Here is a 16,943-nt window from a genome sequence, read left to right on the forward strand (position 1 = left end):
CGATTCGATTCCCTATGCCCGTGCCACCGCTACACACACGTCGGCGACACGCTCGGCCGCTTCGGGCCGTGCCTGCTCACGTGCTTTAGCCGCCATATCGGCCAATTGCGCACGCGTCAGGGACGCGAGTGTATCTGCCAGCGATGCCGGACCCAGTTCCTGCTGCGGCACCAACAGCGCTGCGCCGCGCTCGGAGAGGAAGCGCGCGTTGGTGGTCTGGTGATCGTCCACGGCATGCGGGAACGGCACGAACAGCGCCGCGACACCCGCCGCGGCCACTTCTGAAACGGTCATTGCCCCCGCGCGGCAGATCACGAGATCGGCGTGCGCATACGCAGCCGCCATGTCGTCGATGAAGGGCACGGGCTGCGCGTGGGCATCGTCAATGCCGGCGGCGGCATAGTTGGCGCGCAGCGTGTCGATCTGCTTGGCACCCGCCTGGTGAATGACGATCGGGCGCGTATCGGCCGGCAGCAACGCCAGCGCCTTGGGCACCACCTCGTTGAGGGCCGCGGCGCCAAGGCTACCGCCCACGACCAGCACGCGCAGCGGGCCGGTTCGCTCGGCATAGCGCGCTTGCGGCGAAGCCAGCATGGCCAGGTCAGCGCGGATCGGGTTGCCAACCCACTCGGCGCCAGACAGCGCATTCGGAAACGCGCACAGCACGCGATCGGCCACGCGCGCGAGCACGCGGTTGGCCAGACCTGCGATGGAATTCTGTTCGTGCAGCACCAGCGGGCGCCCCAGCAGCACGCTCATCATGCCGCCCGGGAACGTGATATAGCCGCCCATGCCCAGCACCACGTTCGGACGCACACGGCGGACCACGCCAAGGCTCTGCCAGAACGCGCGCAGCAGATTGAGCGGCAGCAGAAACTTGGTGACGAGGCCCTTGCCGCGCAAACCACCAAACTGCACCGACTCCAGCGGAAAGCCGTGCTTGGGTACGAGTTGGCCCTCCATGCCATTGGCGTTACCAAGCCACACCACCCTCCAGCCGCGCCCGGCCAGCAGCTTGGCCACCGACAGCGCGGGGAAGATGTGACCGCCCGTACCGCCGGCCATGACGAGGAGCGTGCGCGGCGCCAGATCGGCCGAAACGCGTGCCGTCATACCTTGCCCCCACGCATCAGCACGCGGTTTTCATAGTCGATACGCAGCAACAGCGCGAGCGCCACGCAGTTCATCAGGATGCCCGAGCCACCGTAGCTGACCATCGGCAGCGTCAGACCTTTGGTCGGCAGCAGACCGAGGTTCACACCCATGTTGATGAAGGCCTGCCAGCCGAGCCAGATACCCAGGCCCTTTGCGACCAGGCCGGCGAAAGTTCGGTCTAGCTGCAGCGCAGTGCGGCCGATCTCGAACGAGCGGCGCACCATCCAGTAGAACAGCAGGATCACGATCAGCACGCCGACAAAGCCCAGCTCCTCGCCGATCACGGCCAGGATGAAGTCGGTATGCGCCTCGGGCAGGTAATGAAGCTTCTCGATGCTGCCGCCCAGACCAACGCCGGTCCACTCGCCACGGCCGAAGGCGATGAGCGAGTGCGTGAGCTGGTACGCCTTGCCTTGCGCGTATTCCTCTTGCCACGGGTTGAGGTACGCGAAGATCCGCTCACGCCGCCAGGGCGACGCCACGATCAGCAGCGAGAAGGTCGAAATTGCCGTCAGCACCAGTCCGCCGAACAGCTTGCCGTTCACGCCCCCCAGGAACAGGATGCCCATGGCCACGGCCGCGATCACCAGGAACGCGCCCATGTCCGGCTCCAACAGCAGCAGCGAGCCGACAAACGCCACGGCCACGCCCATCGGCAGGAAGCCCTTGCGCACGCTCTGCATCCAGTCCTGCTTGCGCACGGTGTAGTTGGCGGCGTACAGCACCACCGCCAGCTTCATCAGTTCGGACGGCTGGAAGTTCATGACGCCCAGCGGCAGCCAGCGCCGCGCGCCGTTCACGCCCTTGCCCACGTGCGGCACGAGCACGATCACCAACAGCACCAGCGCGATGATGAAAAGCTTCGGCGCGTACTTGTCCCAGAACTTGACCGGAATCTGGAATGCGACGATCGCGCCGATGAGCCCGATCACCAGCGAGAAAATGTGGCGAATCAGGAAGTGCCCGTTGCTGTAGTTGGCGTACTTGGGCGAATCGGGCAACGCGATCGACGCCGAATACACCATCACCAGCCCGAGGCCGAGCAGCACGATCGCTACCCACATCAGCGGCTGGTCGTACTCCATCATCTTCGAGCGCGTGGGCTTGACGCCCGAAACCGCATCGCGCAGACCCTCCCACGCATTGCCGATGGTCGCGCCGATGAAGCCGCTGCGCTTGATCTGGGTGTCGCTCATAGGAGGACTCCTCGGTCTGCCGCTAATGCGGCCACGGCCTCGTGGAACACCTGGGCGCGGTGTTCGTAGTTGCGGAACATGTCAAAGCTGGCACACGCTGGCGACAACAGCACGGCATCGCCGGGTTGAGCGAGCGCCGCGGCTTCTCGCACCGCAGCTTCCAGCGTCGGGGCATCGACCAGCGTGACGCCGGTATTCGCCAGCGCCTCGCGAATCAGCGGCGCATCGCGACCGATGAGCACGACGGCACGCGCGTATTGCCCGACCGGCTCGGCCAGCGGCGAGAAGTCCTGACCCTTGCCGTCGCCACCTGCGATCAGCACAACATGCTTGGACAAGCCCGAAAGCGCAGCCACCGTCGCCCCGACGTTGGTGCCCTTGCTGTCGTCGAAGAATTCGATGTCGTCAAACGCGGCGATCAGCTCGACGCGGTGTGGCTCGCCGGCGTAGTCGCGCAGGCCATGCAGCAGCGCGCTCACGGGCAGGCCGATCGCGCGGCACAGTGCCAGCGCAGCCATCGCGTTGGTCGCGTTGTGCAAGCCGCGGATGCGCAGTGCATCAGCTGGCATCAGGCGCTTGAGGCGCACCGGCACCGGCGCGGCGGGCGCGGTGTCACCCTTCTTGCGGCGCGTGGGCTTGGGCAGATCGTCCTCGTCGGCTTCGGCCAATACGATCCAGGGCATGCCGCCATCGCGCAGCAGGCCGAGCGCATCAGGCGTGCCCGGCTCGTCGATGCCGAACGTGACATCGCGACCGGTCTTGCTGGCGAATGCCATCACGCCGGCGTCCTGACGATTCAGCACCCGCACGGTGTTGGCGCCGAAGATGCGGCCCTTGGCTGCGGCATAGGCGTCCATCGTGCCGTGCCAGTCGAGGTGGTCCTGCGTGATGTTCAGGACGGTGGCGGCGTCTGCGTCCAGCGTATGCGTGGTTTCGAGCTGAAAACTCGACAGCTCAAGCACCCACACGTCGGGCAGCGTGTCGGCATCCACGCATTCGCTCAGCTTGTCCAGGGCCGATGGGCTGATGTTGCCTGCCATGCCGACGGTCTTGCCGGCGCGCTCCACCAAGGCACCCGTGAGCGCCGTAGTGGTGGTCTTGCCGTTGGTCCCGGTGATGGCCAGCACGCGGGGCGCATAGCCTTGCGCGGCCTTGAGACCCGCCAGCGCGCGCGCAAACAATTCGATCTCACCCCACACCGGCACGCTGTGCGTATTGGCGGCGCTCAGTAGCGCAGCGACGTTGGCATCCAGCGGTGACAGGCCCGGGCTGATCGCCACCAACGTCACACCGTCCAGCAGAGACACGGCGAACGGGCCGCCCACGAATTCGGCGTCTGGCACATGCGCACGCAGCGCCGGTAGGTTGGCCGGGGCCTCGCGCGTATCAGCCACGCGCACTTGGGCGCCGTGACGGGCGCACCAGCGCGCCATTGCCAGCCCGGATTCACCGAGGCCGAGCACCAGCACCACCGGCGCGTCGAAGTCGCCGAACATGCGCGGCTCCTGCGCGGTTTCAGCAGCGGGCATCGGCTCGGCGGAATCGAGCGTCGCGATAACTGCGTCCACGGCGGCTTCAGGCTGCGTGGCGGCCACGTCGTCGTCCGGGTTGATGGATTCGGTCACGTCGGTCATGTCCGTGCTCACCGCAGCTTCAGGGTCGACAGGCCGATCAGCACCAGCATCATGGTGATGACCCAGAAGCGCACGACCACTTGCGTTTCCTTCCAGCCGGAGAGCTCGAAATGGTGATGCAGCGGCGCCATGCGGAACAGGCGCCGGCCTTCGCCATAACGTTTCTTGGTGAATTTGAACCACGTGACCTGCAGCATCACGGAGACGGTCTCGGCTACGAAGATGCCGCCCATGATGAAGAGCACGATTTCCTGCCGCACGATCACTGCGATGGTGCCCAGCGCCCCGCCCAGCGCCAGCGCGCCGACGTCACCCATGAACACCTGCGCCGGATGCGCGTTGAACCACAGGAAGGCAAGCCCCGCCCCGGCCATCGCCGAGCAGAAGATCAGCAGCTCGCCCGCGCCCGGAATGTGCGGGAACAACAAGTACTTGCTGTAGACGGCACTGCCCATCACGTAGGCAAACACGCCCAGCGCGCTGCCCACCAGCACGACCGGCATGATGACCAGGCCATCGAGGCCGTCGGTCAGGTTCACCGCATTGCTGGAACCGACGATCACGAGGTACGTCAGGATGATGAAACCGAATACGCCCAGCGGGTAGCTGATCTCTTTGAAGAACGGCACGATCAGGTGCGACTTGGCCGGCAGGTTGAGTGACAGGCCGCTGCGCACCCAATCCATGAACAACTCGAGCACGCGAATGTTGCTTGTCTCCGATACCGAGAACGCCAGGTATGCCGCTGCAAAGAGGCCGATCACGGTCTGCCAGAAGAACTTCTCGCGCGAAGACATGCCTTTCGGATCACGGTGCACGACCTTGCGGTAGTCATCCACCCAGCCGATCGCGCCATAACCGAGCGTGACCAGGAGCACGATCCAGATAAAGCGGTTGCCCCAGTCGGCCCACAGCAGCGTCGACACGGCAATGCCGATGAGCACCAGCACACCACCCATGGTGGGCGTGCCGGCCTTGACCAGATGCGTCTGCGGACCATAGCTGCGCACAGCCTGGCCGACTTTCAGTTCCGTCAGGCGACGGATCACAAACGGGCCGAACCCGAGGCCGATCACCAGCGCCGTGAGCGATGCCATCACGGCGCGGAACGTCAGATAGTTGAAGACGCGCAGGAAGCCGTAATCGTTCTGCAACCATTGCGCCAATGCCAATAACATGGGTTCTTGCTTCCCTTAATGCTGCTGTTGTGTGCTGGAACCGGTCGGCAAATCCGCTACCGGGTCTTTCAAGACCAGCGCTTCCACAATGCGTTCCATCCGCATGAAGCGCGATCCCTTCACCAATACCGTCGCGGCCGGCGCAATGGCGGGCACGCCGTGTTCAATCAAATCCTCTGCCGACGCAAAATGCTGCGCGCCCGCGCCGAATGCGTCGACCGTGTGCCGCGCAAGCTCGCCGGTTGCCAGCACCGCGTCGATGCCGTGCGTGCGCGCATAGGCGCCGATTTCTTCGTGGAATGCCGGACCCTGCGAGCCAACTTCGCCCATGTCGCCCAACACCAAGCATCGCGGCGCCGGCAGCGTGACGAGCGCGTCGATCGCCGCGCGCATCGAATCGGGGTTCGCGTTGTACGTGTCGTCGATGACAAGGCCGCCGTGTCTGCCCTGCTTGCGCTGCAACCGCCCCTTGACCGGAGCAAAGTTGCCGAGCGCTTGCGCAATCACCTCCGGGGCAACGCCCGCAGCCAGCGCGCATGCCGTCGCAGCCAGCGCATTGCGCGCGTTGTGCAAACCCAGCAACGGCAAGGTGATGACGAAGCGCTGGCCTGGGGCCTGCACATCGATGTGTTGCCCGTCGGCGGTGTCCACCACCGTGCCGGTCACAGCCCCGGCCTCGATACCGAAATCGAGCACGCGGCGCGCACCGGCCGCTGCTTGCCACACCGGCGCATATTCGCCACCGTTGGCCGCATCACGCGGAAACACCGCCACGCCATCGACCGGCAACGCGGCCAGCACAGCGGCGTGTTCTTCAGCCACCGCTTCCACGCTCACCATGAATTCCTGGTGCTCGCGCTGGGCGTTGTTGATCATCGCGACGGTGGGCTGGGCAATGGCGGCCAGTACGGCCGTCTCGCCCGGGTGGTTCATGCCCAGTTCGAGCACGGCCAGCTTGTGTTGCGCATTCAGGCGGAACAGCGTGAGCGGCAGGCCGATGTCGTTGTTGAAGTTGCCGGCAGTCGCCAGGCGGGCGTCTTCACCCACGGCCTGCGCGAAGATCGCCGAGATCATTTCCTTGACCGTCGTCTTGCCGTTGCTGCCGGTCACGGCGACGACCGGAATCGGGAACTGACGGCGCCACCCGGCGGCGAGTTGGCCGAGCCCGACACGCGTATCGGCAACGGTCAGCACAGCCACTTTGGTCACGTCCAGCGTGGCGGCCGGTGCGCGCGACACCAGCACGGCGGAAGCGCCACGCGCCACCACCTCGGGCAGGAAATCGTGCGCATCGAAACGCTCGCCGATCAGCGCGACGAACAGGTCGCCGGGCTGCACTGCGCGGCTGTCGGTTGTCACGCGCAGGATGGCCGCGTCGGGGCCCGCCAGATGGGCGCCCGCCATCCAGGCAGCGGCGTCGGTGGCGTGCATCATCACGGTCGGGGCGATCATGCGTTCACCCCGCGGGCGGCAAGCGCAAGACGCACATGCTCCTGATCGGAGAACGGCCGCTTGCGACCCGCAATTTCCTGCGTCGATTCATGCCCCTTGCCGGCCACGACGATCACGTCATGCGCATCGGCGTGCCGCACGGCATGCAGGATGGCGGCCGCGCGGTCTTCGATCTGGGTGGCGGCACGCGGGTTGTCCATGCCGTCGGCGATCTCGTCGAGGATGTGCTGCGGATCTTCGCTGCGCGGGTTGTCGGAGGTCAGCACAACGTGCGGCGCCAGGCGCTCGGCGATAGCGCCCATCTGCGGACGCTTGCCGGGGTCGCGGTCACCGCCGCAGCCGAACACGGCCCACAGTTTCCCGCCGCGCGCCTCGGTAATCGGCGCGAGTGCGCGCAGCGTCTGCTCCAGCGCGTCCGGCGTGTGGGCGTAATCCACCACCACCAACGGACCGTCTTCGCCGCCGAAACGCTCCATACGGCCGCTCACGGGTTGCAGTTTTTCCAGGCGTGCGGTGGCGTCCTGCCACGGCACGCCGGCCGCCAGCAGTGCGCCCAGCACACCGAGCAAATTCGATACGTTGAACAAACCCACCGTAGGCGCATGGACGGTCGCGTGGCCAAAGCTGCCATCTACGTCGAATGTCGTGCCGGTGCGGTGCGCGCGCACGTTGCTGGCGCGCAGCCATTGCTTGGCACCGTGCTGCGCCGCAGCTTCGCCGTCGATGCCGTATTCGATGGTTTCGACATCAGCGCGGGCGTTCTGCAGCAAGCGCACACCGGCAGCGTCGTCGCGGTTGATGACCGCGGCGCGCAGGCCCGGCCAGCCGAACAGGCGCGCCTTGGCGAGTTCGTACTCGGCCATCGTGCCGTGGTAGTCGAGGTGATCCTGCGTCAGGTTGGTGAACACCGCGATATCAAAGCAAGTGCCATCGACGCGGCCTTGCTCAAGGCCGTGCGACGAGACTTCCATGGCGATGGCGCGGGCACCCGCACGGTGCAGATCGGCGAGGCTGTGCTGGAGCTGGATGGCGTCCGGCGTGGTGAAGCCGGTAATGGCCAGCGCATCGACAAACCCGGTGCCAAGCGTACCCACCACTGCGCAACGCTGGCCGTGTTTGGTCAGCGCCTGCGCGATCCATTGCGAGCACGATGTCTTGCCGTTGGTACCCGTCACGCCAATCACACGCAATGTGTCCGGGCCGGGCACGCCGTACCACTGCGCGGCCAGCGGCCCGGCCAGTTCAGCCAGGCCGTCCACCGGCAGGATGCGCACGGGCGCGTCGGCGGGCATTGCGTAACCATGGGCTTCGGCCAGCACGGCGGAAGCGCCAGCCTCGATGGCTTGCGGAATATGCGGACGGCCATCGCCACGCTGGCGCACATTGCCGAGCACGTAGGCGACGAACACATCGCCGGTCTTGAGCTTGCGCGTGTCACTGGTGAGGTCGGCACCTGCCGGCGCCTGGGCGCGCAGCCAATCCACCACGGGCGCAAGACGCGCGGCGATGGTCGGGCGATCAGAAGTGGGCTTGGCTGTCATTGCAAGCCCCCCACCGGCTCTTCCGGCACGTCCGGCGTCATCACGAGCTGGCGCACCGGCGAATCCGGCGGCACGTTCAATGCCCGCAGGGTGCCGCCCACGATTTGAGAGAACACGGGGCCGGCCGCGCCGCCGCCATAGCGGTTGCCCACGGTCGGCTCGTCCACGCTCACCGCCACGATGATGCGCGGGTTCGACATGGGCGCCAGACCAATGAACGAGGCGCGATACTTGGAGCGGTCATAGCCGCGCCCGGTGTGCTTCCACGCCGTGCCGGTCTTGCCGCCGACGCGGTAGCCCATCACCTGGGCCTGCGGTGCGGTGCCGCCTGGCGCCGTCACCGTCTCGAGCATCTGACGGACCTGCCGTGCCACGTCCGGCGAGATCACGCGCTCGCCCTGCGGCGGCTGGCCGTCGGTGCGGTACATCGTGATCGGAATCAGCTCGCCATCGTGCGCGAAGATGGTGTACGCATGCGCAATCTGGAACAACGACACCGACAGGCCGTAGCCATATGACATGGTCGCCTGCTCGATGCGACGCCATTTGTTTGCCGGGCGCAGCCGCCCAGCCACCGCGCCCGGGAAGCCGATCTTCGGCGCCTGCCCCAAGCCAACGCTGGTGAACATGTCCCACATTTCCTGGGGCTTGAGCATCATCGCGATCTTGGTCGTACCGATGTTGCTGGAGTGCTGGATCACCTGGGCGACCGTCAACGTGCCGTAGTTGCCGGTATCGGAAATGGTCGCGCCTTCAAAGCTGTATTTGCCGTTGGTCTGCACCAGCGTGGTCGGCGTCACGCGCTTGAGCTGCAGGGCCAGGCTGATCGTGATCGGCTTCATCATCGAGCCTGGCTCGAAGGTGTCGGTCAGCACGCGGTTGCGCAGTTGCTCGCCCGAGAGGCGGCTGCGGTCGTTCGGGTTGTAGGTCGGGTAGTTGGCGAGCGCCAGCACCTCGCCGGTCTGGGCATCCAGCACGATCGCACTGGCGGCCTTTGCGCGGGTACGCTCGATGGCGGCCTTCAATTCGTTGAAGGTCAGGTACTGGATCTTGGCGTCGATCGACAGCGTTTGATCATGCCCATCACGCGGGGCCTTGAGCACGCCAACGTCTTCCACAACGCGGCCCAACCGATCCTTGATCACCTGACGCTGGCCGGCGGCACCCGCGAGGTCGGATTCACGCGCCAGCTCCATGCCTTCCTGGCCTTTGTCCTCGACGTTGGTGAACCCGACGATGTGCGCCATCGCCTCGCCTTCCGGGTAGAAACGCTTGTACTCACGCGTCTGATAGATGCCTTCGATCTTCAGCGCGGCGATCTGATCGGCTACCTCGGGCAGCACCTGGCGCTTGAGATACACGAAGCCCTTGTCTTCGCCCAGCTTGCCTGAAAGCTCCTTGTCGCTCATGCCGAGCAGCTTGGCGAGCTTCTTCATGTCTTCGCCAGGCACGTTGTTGGGCACGTCTTCGGGCACGGCCCAGATAGCCTTCACCGGCAGGCTCGTGGCCAGCACCAGGCCATTGCGATCGAGAATCTTGCCGCGCGTGGCCGGCAACTCCAGCGTGCGCTGGAAGCGCTTCTTGCCCTCGGCCTCATAAAAGCGGTTGCCAGGGCCTTGAATCCACAGCGCGCGGCCGATCAGCGCCAGGAACGCCGCGAACATCAGGAACACAACCAGCTTCGAGCGCCACATCGGCAGGCGCAGGCCCAGCACCGGGCTGGCGGAAAACTGGCCCGGACGCGCCCGCGCCGTGGTGCCGTTGGACTTGCGTGCGCCACTCATGGCTGTACTCCGGAAGCCGTGGGTGCGCTGGCCGCCGCCGAGGAAGCCCCGGAGGCTCCCCCTGCTGCCGGCAAATCGGCAAACCCCTGCAGATACTGCGTGCGCCCCGCCTGCGCGGGCGACATCTTCAATTGCTTGCTCGCGATATCGGCAATGCGAGCGCTCTTGCCCAGCGCGCTCTGCTCATATTGCAGACGCGACCAGTCGGTGTTGAGTTGCTTCTCTTCCGCCTGCGCGCGATCCAGCTCGACAAACAGTTGCCGTGCCTGGTGTTGTGCGTTGACCAGCGACAGCGCGCACAGCACCAGCGCAGTCAGCAGGAACATGTTCAGGCGATTCATGGAGGCGGCCCCGTCGGTCAGCAGCGTTCGGCCACGCGCATGATGGCCGAGCGCGCACGCGGGTTAGCCGACACCTCGGCCTCCGACGGCTTCACGCGGCCAAGCAGGCGCAACTGCGGCGCCGGCAGCTCATGCGCACGCAGCGGCGCCCGACGCAGTTCCGGCGCGGCGGATTGCTCCGGGCGCGCCAGGGCCTGCATGAAGCGCTTGACGATGCGGTCTTCCAGCGAATGGAAGCTGATCACGACGAGACGTCCCCCCTGCTCCAGGCGTTCAAAGGCGGCCTTCAGACCGGTTTCGAGGTCCGCAAGCTCTTGATTGACGTGAATCCGTAAAGCTTGAAAGGTGCGGGTCGCAGGGTCTTGACCCTTCTCGCGTGTTTTGACGGCTTGCGCCACGAGCGCGGCAAGCTCGGATGTGCGATCGAGAGGACCTCGATCCCCGGATTGGCCCCGGCGAGCAACAATCGCCTTTGCAATCTGTACAGCAAACCGTTCTTCCCCATAGTCCCGTATCACCCTCGCAATGTCGCGCTCATCAGCCTCGGCCAGCCATTGGGCTGCGGTGATGCCGCGCGTGGTGTCCATCCGCATGTCGAGCGGGCCATCCATCCGGAACGAGAAGCCACGTGCGCCTTCGTCGATCTGCGGCGAGCTGATGCCGAGATCGAGCAGCACGCCGGCCACCCGTTCAATGCCGCGCGCATCCAGGGCCGAGGCCATCTGCGCGAAGCTGTCATGCTCAATAGCGAAGCGGGCATCCTCTACGGTGCCCGCTTCGGTGATTGCTGCTGGGTCCTTGTCGAAGGCGACAAGTCTGCCGCCGGGCCCCAGCCGTTCCAGGATGAGCCGGCTGTGCCCGCCTCTCCCGAAGGTTCCATCGATATAGATGCCGTCGTCGCGCCAGATGAGCGCATCGACCGCTTCGTCTAAGAGCACCGTCTGATGGCGCAGTCCCGTACTGGCTTGGGTTGTCATCGCGCGTCATCAAAAGGAGAAATTCTTGAGGGCGTCGGGCATGCCTTGCGCCATGGCGGCTTGCTCCTTCGCGGTGTACGTGGCGGCGTCCCAGACTTCGAAGTGGCTGCCCATGCCGAGCAGCATCACGTCACGTTCAAGGGAGGCAGCCGTGCGCAGTTCTGGGGTGATGAGGACGCGGCCGGCGGTATCGAGTTCGACATCGGCGGCGCTGCCCAGGAAGATCCGTTTCCACCAGTGGGCTTCCATCGGCAGCGCAGCGATGCGCTCGCGAAAGCGTTCCCACTCGGGGCGCGGAAACAGCATGAGGCAACCGTCCGGGTGCTTGGTCACAGTCACCCGGCCCTCGGCCTGCAGCTGGAGCGCTTCGCGGTGCCGCGACGGAATGGACATCCGCCCTTTGGCATCCAGCGTCAGCGCCGACGCACCCTGGAACACGTTGGTTTCTCTCTCCGTGCGGCGACTTGATCGCCACTTACCTTGCCGTCAACTGGCCCCGAAAACGGCCTCTTTGAACCACAAAACTACACTTTCTGACACTGTTTCCCACTTTAGAGGAACGACTTTAGACGGTCAAGGCTTGCGGAGGCCTGGGAGACGGAAAATTTGCAATCAGAACAATGACTTAGCGCACCCCGCCGGAGGCTCCACCTCACTTTTCCCAATCAAATGAAGGAGATAGCGTGGTTTATGTAGAAACCACGTGAGAGAACGACAAGCGGCCAGCGCCCCGGTTCGAGGCGCAGACCGCAGGCGGCAGAGGTCGGGCGAATGGAGGAGCGTGCGCCGTGTCGGCGGGCCGATCGACCCGCGCGACACCCGACACGCCCATCAGATGCGGTAGGCGGCGGTGGTCATGACGCGTGACGCGGCACGCATGGCTTGGCGGATCGGCGCAGGCAGATCAATGCCACCGGCCTGGCGCGCGTTGTCGCCGTGGCGGATTTCGTCGTCGCGCATCTGGGCGACGATGGCGCGCGACCGGGTGTCCTGCTCGGGCAATGTATCGAGATGGCCGTCGAGGTGATGCTCGACCTGGCGCTCGGTCTCGGCGACGAAGCCAAGGCTGATCTTGTCGCCGAGGCGTCCAGCCACCGCGCCGATGGCGAAAGCGCCGGCATACCACAGCGGATTGAGCAGGCTCGGGCGGTCGTTCAATTCCTGAAGGCGCTGGGCGCACCAGGCGAGGTGGTCTTCTTCTTCGCGTGCGGCTTCGTCGAGCTGAGCGCGGATGGCGGGGTCCCGGGCAAATAGCGCTTGCCCCTGATACAGAGCCTGGGCGCAAACCTCGCCGACATGATTCACGCGCATCAGGCCGGCTGCATGGCGGCGGTCGGCCTCGGAAAGCTTGGTCGCGCTGTCGGCCTTATCCGCGGAGGTGGCCACGATAACGGCGTCAGCAGGGTTCGGTCGGCTGGCGCGGGTGACGCCTGCCACAGCGCGCAAGGCGCGGTCGAATTCGGGGATGAAGCGGTCGAACATGATTGCGGGCGCCGCCGGCAATGGCGTGCGGCGCGATCGTCATTGTAAGGCCGACACCGCGCGGGACATTGCGTCCGGTCAGAACCCGGCCGACCAAACACTACTGTACGGGATAACCCTGTTGGCGCGCGGATCGCATCTAAAACCGCAAGGAATCGAGCCTGCCTATCGCCGATCTATTTCAAATTTGGAAACAGCCTGTTGCCGGGATCAGACAGCAAACGCGCGTTTACGAACATTCGTTCGCAAATTTCGACCGAGCCCAGTACCGCGTTGCTACATTAGTCAGCGACTTCGTTTGAAAGTCATGGGGCGGGAAGACGAGAACGGAGGGTCTGCCTGCCACTGAACTCAAAATTAAAGATCTGGAGACCGACCGATGAAGAAATCGCTGCTGGCATTGGCAGTGCTGGGCACGTTTGCGGGTGTTGCGCAGGCTCAGTCGAGTGTGACGCTGTACGGCGTGGTCGACGCGAACGTCGAATACGTCAACCATGAGCAGGCCGTGACTGCGGCGGGGGTTGCCATTCCGGGCAGCAGCGGATCGCGCCTTGCGATGCAGGCGGGCGGCCTGTCTTCCAACCGCTGGGGCTTGCGCGGCGTTGAAGACATCGGCGGCGGCCTCAAGGGCCTGTTCGTGCTGGAATCGGGCTTCGGCATGGATACCGGCACGCTGCAGCAAGGTGGCCGTCTGTTCGGCCGGCAGGCGTTTGTGGGCCTGCAGGGCAACTGGGGCAAGATCACGCTGGGTCGTCAGTACACGACGATCTTCGACATGATGGCGAACTTCTCGCCGAGCGGTTACGCCACGCAGTGGGAGCCGGTGGTCGGCCTGCTGGGTGCGAACTTCCGCGAAGACAACATGATCAAGTACGGCGCTGCATTCGGGCCGCTGACGGTCGAAGCCCACTGGGCGTTCGGCGAGCGCACGGGCAGCACCACGGCCAACTCGGCCTACGGCGCCGGGGCGAACTACTTCGCTGGCCCGTTTGGCGTGGGCATCGCGTATGACGAAGTGAAGGTGCTGACGGCCGCAGAAGCCCTGGGCCTGTCGGGCGGCAACGAATATGCCCGGGACAAGCGCGCTGCCATTGCAGCGAGCTACACCACGGGCCCCGTCAAGGTGATGGCAGGCTTCCGCTATGGCAACACGGAAGCGCCCTCCAGCGGCGCCACGGCAGCACTGACGCCGCACCGCGACGACCTTTACTGGCTGGGCGTGAACTACCAGGCCACCCCGGCACTGGGCCTGACGCTGTCGTACTACTACGACAACATCAAGGAAGCGACCATCGGCGGCGCCACGATCAACCCGCGCAATCCGCAGCAGTGGAACTTCATTGCCGATTACAACTTCTCGAAGCGCACCGACGTGTACCTGACGGCAGCGTATTCGCGCAATGGTTCGCTGAACTGGGATTCGATCGGCTACGTGACGAACCCGGCAACGGGTGCACAGACGTCGGTGGGTTATCTGCCCGCAGCATCGCAGACGTACTTCATTACGCCGAACTCGGAAAACCAGGTCGGTGTGGCAGTGGGTGTGCGCCACAAGTTCTGACGCACGCTTTGGTTTTTGCCCGCCGCCCCTCTCCTTGGCGGGCGCAGAAAGGCACCTTCGGGTGCCTTTTTGCATGGCCGCACGCTATGCTCCTGCGATCAAGCCCGCCGCCGGCCAGCAGAACATCGGGACGACAACGAGCGGCAATTCATAACGACAACAACGCCAACCTAACCGGAGACCCGCATGTCCTCTTCGACTTCTCCAACCATGGCGCCCGCCGCCCCCGGCGCGGCCGCCGACGCCAGCCGCTCGCGCATCGTCTTTGCGAGTTTCATCGGCACGGCCATCGAGTTCTACGATTTCTATGTCTACGCGACAGCCGCGGCACTGGTCATCGGCCCGGTGTTCTTTCCGCATGGCTCTGCTGCGGCACAAGCGCTCTCGGCGTTCGTCACATTCGGCATCGCGTTCATTGCGCGGCCGATCGGCTCGTTCCTGTTCGGCCACTTTGGCGATCGCATCGGGCGCAAGTCCACGCTGGTGGCCTCACTGCTGGTCATGGGTATTTCCACCACGCTGATCGGGCTGGTGCCGGGGTACGACAGCATCGGCACCCTTGCACCGATCCTGCTGTGCGTGCTGCGCTTTGGCCAGGGCATTGGCCTGGGCGGTGAATGGGGCGGCGCGGCCCTGCTGGCTACCGAGAACGCGCCGGCGGGCAAGCGCGCGTGGTTCGGCATGTTTCCTCAGCTCGGCCCGTCGGTCGGATTCCTGGCATCGAACGGCCTCTTCTTCGGACTGGCGATCGCACTATCGGACGAGCAGTTCCGCAGCTGGGGCTGGCGCGTACCCTTCCTGGTAAGCGCAGTACTCGTGGCGCTGGGCCTGTATGTGCGATTGAAGATCGCCGAGACCCCGGCCTTCCAAGCCGCCATCGACCGGCAGGAGCGCGTGAAGGTGCCGGTCGCCACACTGCTGGCGCACCACTGGTGGCCGACGCTGCTGGGCGCGCTGGCCATGGTGGTCTGCTACACGCTGTTCTATATCTCGACGGTGTTTTCACTGTCGTACGGCGTGAGCACGCTGCATTTCTCGCGCCCGAGCTTCCTGGGATTGCTGTGCCTGGCGGTGGTCTTCATGGGGCTGGCGACGCCGCTGTCAGCGTGGGCGTCGGACCGCTTCGGGCGCAAGCCGGTGCTGATCGTCGGCATCATCGCGGCCATCCTGTCGGGCTTTACGATGGCGCCGCTGCTGGGTAGTGGCCAAACGCCGCTGGTAGCGCTGTTCCTCATCATCGAGCTGTTCCTGATGGGCGTGACCTTCGCGCCGATGGGCGCACTGCTGCCAGAGTTGTTCCCAACCAACGTGCGCTACACCGGCGCGGGCGTGTCGTACAACCTGGGCGGCATTCTGGGCGCGTCGATTGCGCCGTATATCGCGCAGAAGCTGGCCGAGCAAGGCGGCCTGAGCTGGGTAGGCATGTATGTGTCGGCGGCCGCGGTGGTCAGCCTGATCGGCGTGCTCTGCATGCGCGAGACGCGCGATACCCGGCTGATGTAAGGGGCCGTGCCTATCGGCGCGATTAATCCCACGAGTGGCGACCCGAGCGACCCCGCTTGACGTCGCCACGCGCGCGCTTGCCTTCCAGACGGCGCGTCTTGGAAGCGCGCGTGGGCTTGGTGGCGATGCGCGACTTTGGCACCGAAAGCCCCGTCGCAATGAATGCGGCCAGACGTTCACGGGCATCCTGGCGGTTGCGGTCCTGCGTGCGAAAGCGTTGTGCATCAATCACAATCACGCCCTCAGCAGTCAAGCGGCGGTCGCGCTTTCCCAACAGGCGAGCCCGCAACGCCTCCGGCAACGACGGCGATTGGGCGATGTCAAAACGCAACTCCACCGCCGTCGATACCTTGTTGATGTTCTGCCCACCCGGTCCGCTTGCGCGCACAAAGCGCTCGACCAGCTCGGACTCCGGAATGGACAATTGGGGGGTGATGGTGAGGTCAATGCCAGGCATTGGGGCATTGTAGGAAGAACCGGGTTTTTCTGGAGATCAGTGTATGTATCGTGGAGAACGATTCAACGGCTTCAGCCACCTGGCCGGGGCCATCCTTGCCGCGGGGGGCATGGCCGTTCTGGTAACGTCGTCCGCCCTGCACCACGACGCTTGGAAGGTGGTCAGTTCCGTGGTCTACGGCACGACGCTGGTCCTGCTCTACACAATCTCTACGCTTTATCACAGCCTGCGAGGCCCGGCCAAAAGCATCTTCCAGCGGCTGGACTATTGCGCCATCTACCTGTTGATCGCCGGCAGCTACACACCGTTTGCGCTGGTGACGCTGCGCGGCCCATGGGGCTGGGCGCTGTTTGGCATCAACTGGGCACTGGCAGCCATCGGCATTGCTCAGGAACTCTGGATCGGCCACCGCACGCGCCTGTTCTCACTGCTGATTTACGTGGTGATGGGCTGGCTGGTGCTGATTGCCATGGGGCCGCTGGCGGCCGCGCTGCCAGCACCAGGCCTGTGGTGGCTGGTGGCGGGGGGCGCGCTTTATACGACGGGCATCGGCTTCTTCCTCTTTGACGAGAAGGTGCGGCACTTCCACGGCATCTGGCATCTGTTTGTGCTGGCTGGCAGCGCTTGTCAGTTCGTCAGCATCCTCCTGTACGTGGGCTGACCGGCCACGCCTTGCTTGTAC

Annotated in this window: 15 protein-coding genes; 3 read left to right on the forward strand and 12 right to left on the reverse strand. The window is 65.1% G+C overall.

All coding sequences use genetic code 11. The features are described 5' to 3' along the window. Positions 1-12 precede the first annotated feature (12 nt). From murG to coq7, 11 genes are all read right to left on the reverse strand, one after another. Complete coding sequence (murG, locus tag ACU8YE_RS22665) at positions 13-1,113, reverse strand: undecaprenyldiphospho-muramoylpentapeptide beta-N-acetylglucosaminyltransferase (protein ID WP_446929651.1); 1,101 nt, start codon at positions 1,111-1,113, stop codon at positions 13-15. After that, positions 1,110-2,351, reverse strand: coding sequence for a putative lipid II flippase FtsW (gene ftsW, locus ACU8YE_RS22670; RefSeq protein ID WP_232041084.1), 1,242 nt, complete (start codon positions 2,349-2,351; stop codon positions 1,110-1,112). The genes murG and ftsW overlap by 4 nt, the downstream gene beginning before the upstream one ends. Then, entirely contained in the window at positions 2,348-3,847 is a 1,500-nt protein-coding gene (murD, locus tag ACU8YE_RS22675; RefSeq protein WP_446929656.1) for a UDP-N-acetylmuramoyl-L-alanine--D-glutamate ligase, read from the reverse strand. Before murD ends, ftsW begins: the two co-directional genes overlap by 4 nt. A 146-nt stretch (positions 3,848-3,993) precedes the next feature. Next, positions 3,994-5,163: a phospho-N-acetylmuramoyl-pentapeptide-transferase gene (gene mraY / locus ACU8YE_RS22680; RefSeq protein ID WP_232041085.1), complete on the reverse strand. Its 1,170-nt coding sequence runs from the start codon at positions 5,161-5,163 to the stop codon at positions 3,994-3,996. 15 nt (positions 5,164-5,178) lie between these two features. After that, positions 5,179-6,615, reverse strand: a complete 1,437-nt coding sequence (locus ACU8YE_RS22685; protein WP_446929652.1) for a UDP-N-acetylmuramoyl-tripeptide--D-alanyl-D-alanine ligase — start codon at positions 6,613-6,615, stop codon at positions 5,179-5,181. Further along, positions 6,612-8,156, reverse strand: a complete 1,545-nt coding sequence (locus ACU8YE_RS22690; protein WP_446929653.1) for a UDP-N-acetylmuramoyl-L-alanyl-D-glutamate--2,6-diaminopimelate ligase — start codon at positions 8,154-8,156, stop codon at positions 6,612-6,614. Before ACU8YE_RS22690 ends, ACU8YE_RS22685 begins: the two co-directional genes overlap by 4 nt. Then, positions 8,153-9,940 carry a peptidoglycan D,D-transpeptidase FtsI family protein gene (locus tag ACU8YE_RS22695; protein WP_446929654.1) on the reverse strand — a complete coding sequence of 596 codons (1,788 nt, stop codon included), beginning with the start codon at positions 9,938-9,940 and terminating at the stop codon, positions 8,153-8,155. The genes ACU8YE_RS22690 and ACU8YE_RS22695 overlap by 4 nt, the downstream gene beginning before the upstream one ends. Beyond that, on the reverse strand, positions 9,937-10,281 hold the full coding sequence (ftsL, locus tag ACU8YE_RS22700; protein ID WP_253542964.1) for a cell division protein FtsL: 345 nt from the start codon (positions 10,279-10,281) through the stop codon (positions 9,937-9,939). The genes ACU8YE_RS22695 and ftsL overlap by 4 nt, the downstream gene beginning before the upstream one ends. Before the next feature lie 17 nt (positions 10,282-10,298). Further along, positions 10,299-11,258 carry a 16S rRNA (cytosine(1402)-N(4))-methyltransferase RsmH gene (gene rsmH / locus ACU8YE_RS22705; RefSeq protein ID WP_112183567.1) on the reverse strand — a complete coding sequence of 320 codons (960 nt, stop codon included), beginning with the start codon at positions 11,256-11,258 and terminating at the stop codon, positions 10,299-10,301. 9 nt (positions 11,259-11,267) lie between these two features. Then, entirely contained in the window at positions 11,268-11,696 is a 429-nt protein-coding gene (gene mraZ, locus ACU8YE_RS22710; protein WP_024979191.1) for a division/cell wall cluster transcriptional repressor MraZ, read from the reverse strand. 393 nt (positions 11,697-12,089) lie between these two features. Beyond that, positions 12,090-12,740, reverse strand: a complete 651-nt coding sequence (coq7, locus tag ACU8YE_RS22715; RefSeq protein WP_316871842.1) for a 2-polyprenyl-3-methyl-6-methoxy-1,4-benzoquinone monooxygenase — start codon at positions 12,738-12,740, stop codon at positions 12,090-12,092. Between the two features lie 379 nt (positions 12,741-13,119). On the opposite strand from coq7, the gene ACU8YE_RS22720 reads away from it, so the two are divergent. Together ACU8YE_RS22720 and ACU8YE_RS22725 are read left to right on the forward strand one after the other, a co-directional pair. After that, positions 13,120-14,301: a porin gene (locus tag ACU8YE_RS22720; protein ID WP_232041092.1), complete on the forward strand. Its 1,182-nt coding sequence runs from the start codon at positions 13,120-13,122 to the stop codon at positions 14,299-14,301. 186 nt (positions 14,302-14,487) lie between these two features. After that, positions 14,488-15,804 (forward strand): MFS transporter, encoded by a 1,317-nt coding sequence (locus ACU8YE_RS22725; protein ID WP_232041093.1) that lies wholly within the window; start codon positions 14,488-14,490, stop codon positions 15,802-15,804. Positions 15,805-15,826: 22 nt separating this feature from the next. Here the strand turns inward: ACU8YE_RS22725 and arfB are convergent, their stop codons facing one another. Continuing rightward, positions 15,827-16,261 carry an alternative ribosome rescue aminoacyl-tRNA hydrolase ArfB gene (arfB, locus tag ACU8YE_RS22730; RefSeq protein WP_232041094.1) on the reverse strand — a complete coding sequence of 145 codons (435 nt, stop codon included), beginning with the start codon at positions 16,259-16,261 and terminating at the stop codon, positions 15,827-15,829. A gap of 43 nt (positions 16,262-16,304) precedes the next feature. Between arfB and trhA the strand changes: the two genes are divergently transcribed. Then, positions 16,305-16,922: a PAQR family membrane homeostasis protein TrhA gene (gene trhA, locus ACU8YE_RS22735; protein ID WP_232041095.1), complete on the forward strand. Its 618-nt coding sequence runs from the start codon at positions 16,305-16,307 to the stop codon at positions 16,920-16,922. The last annotated feature ends 21 nt before the right edge of the window (positions 16,923-16,943 follow it).

The sequence above is a fragment of the Ralstonia sp. VS2407 genome, from assembly GCF_052950655.1.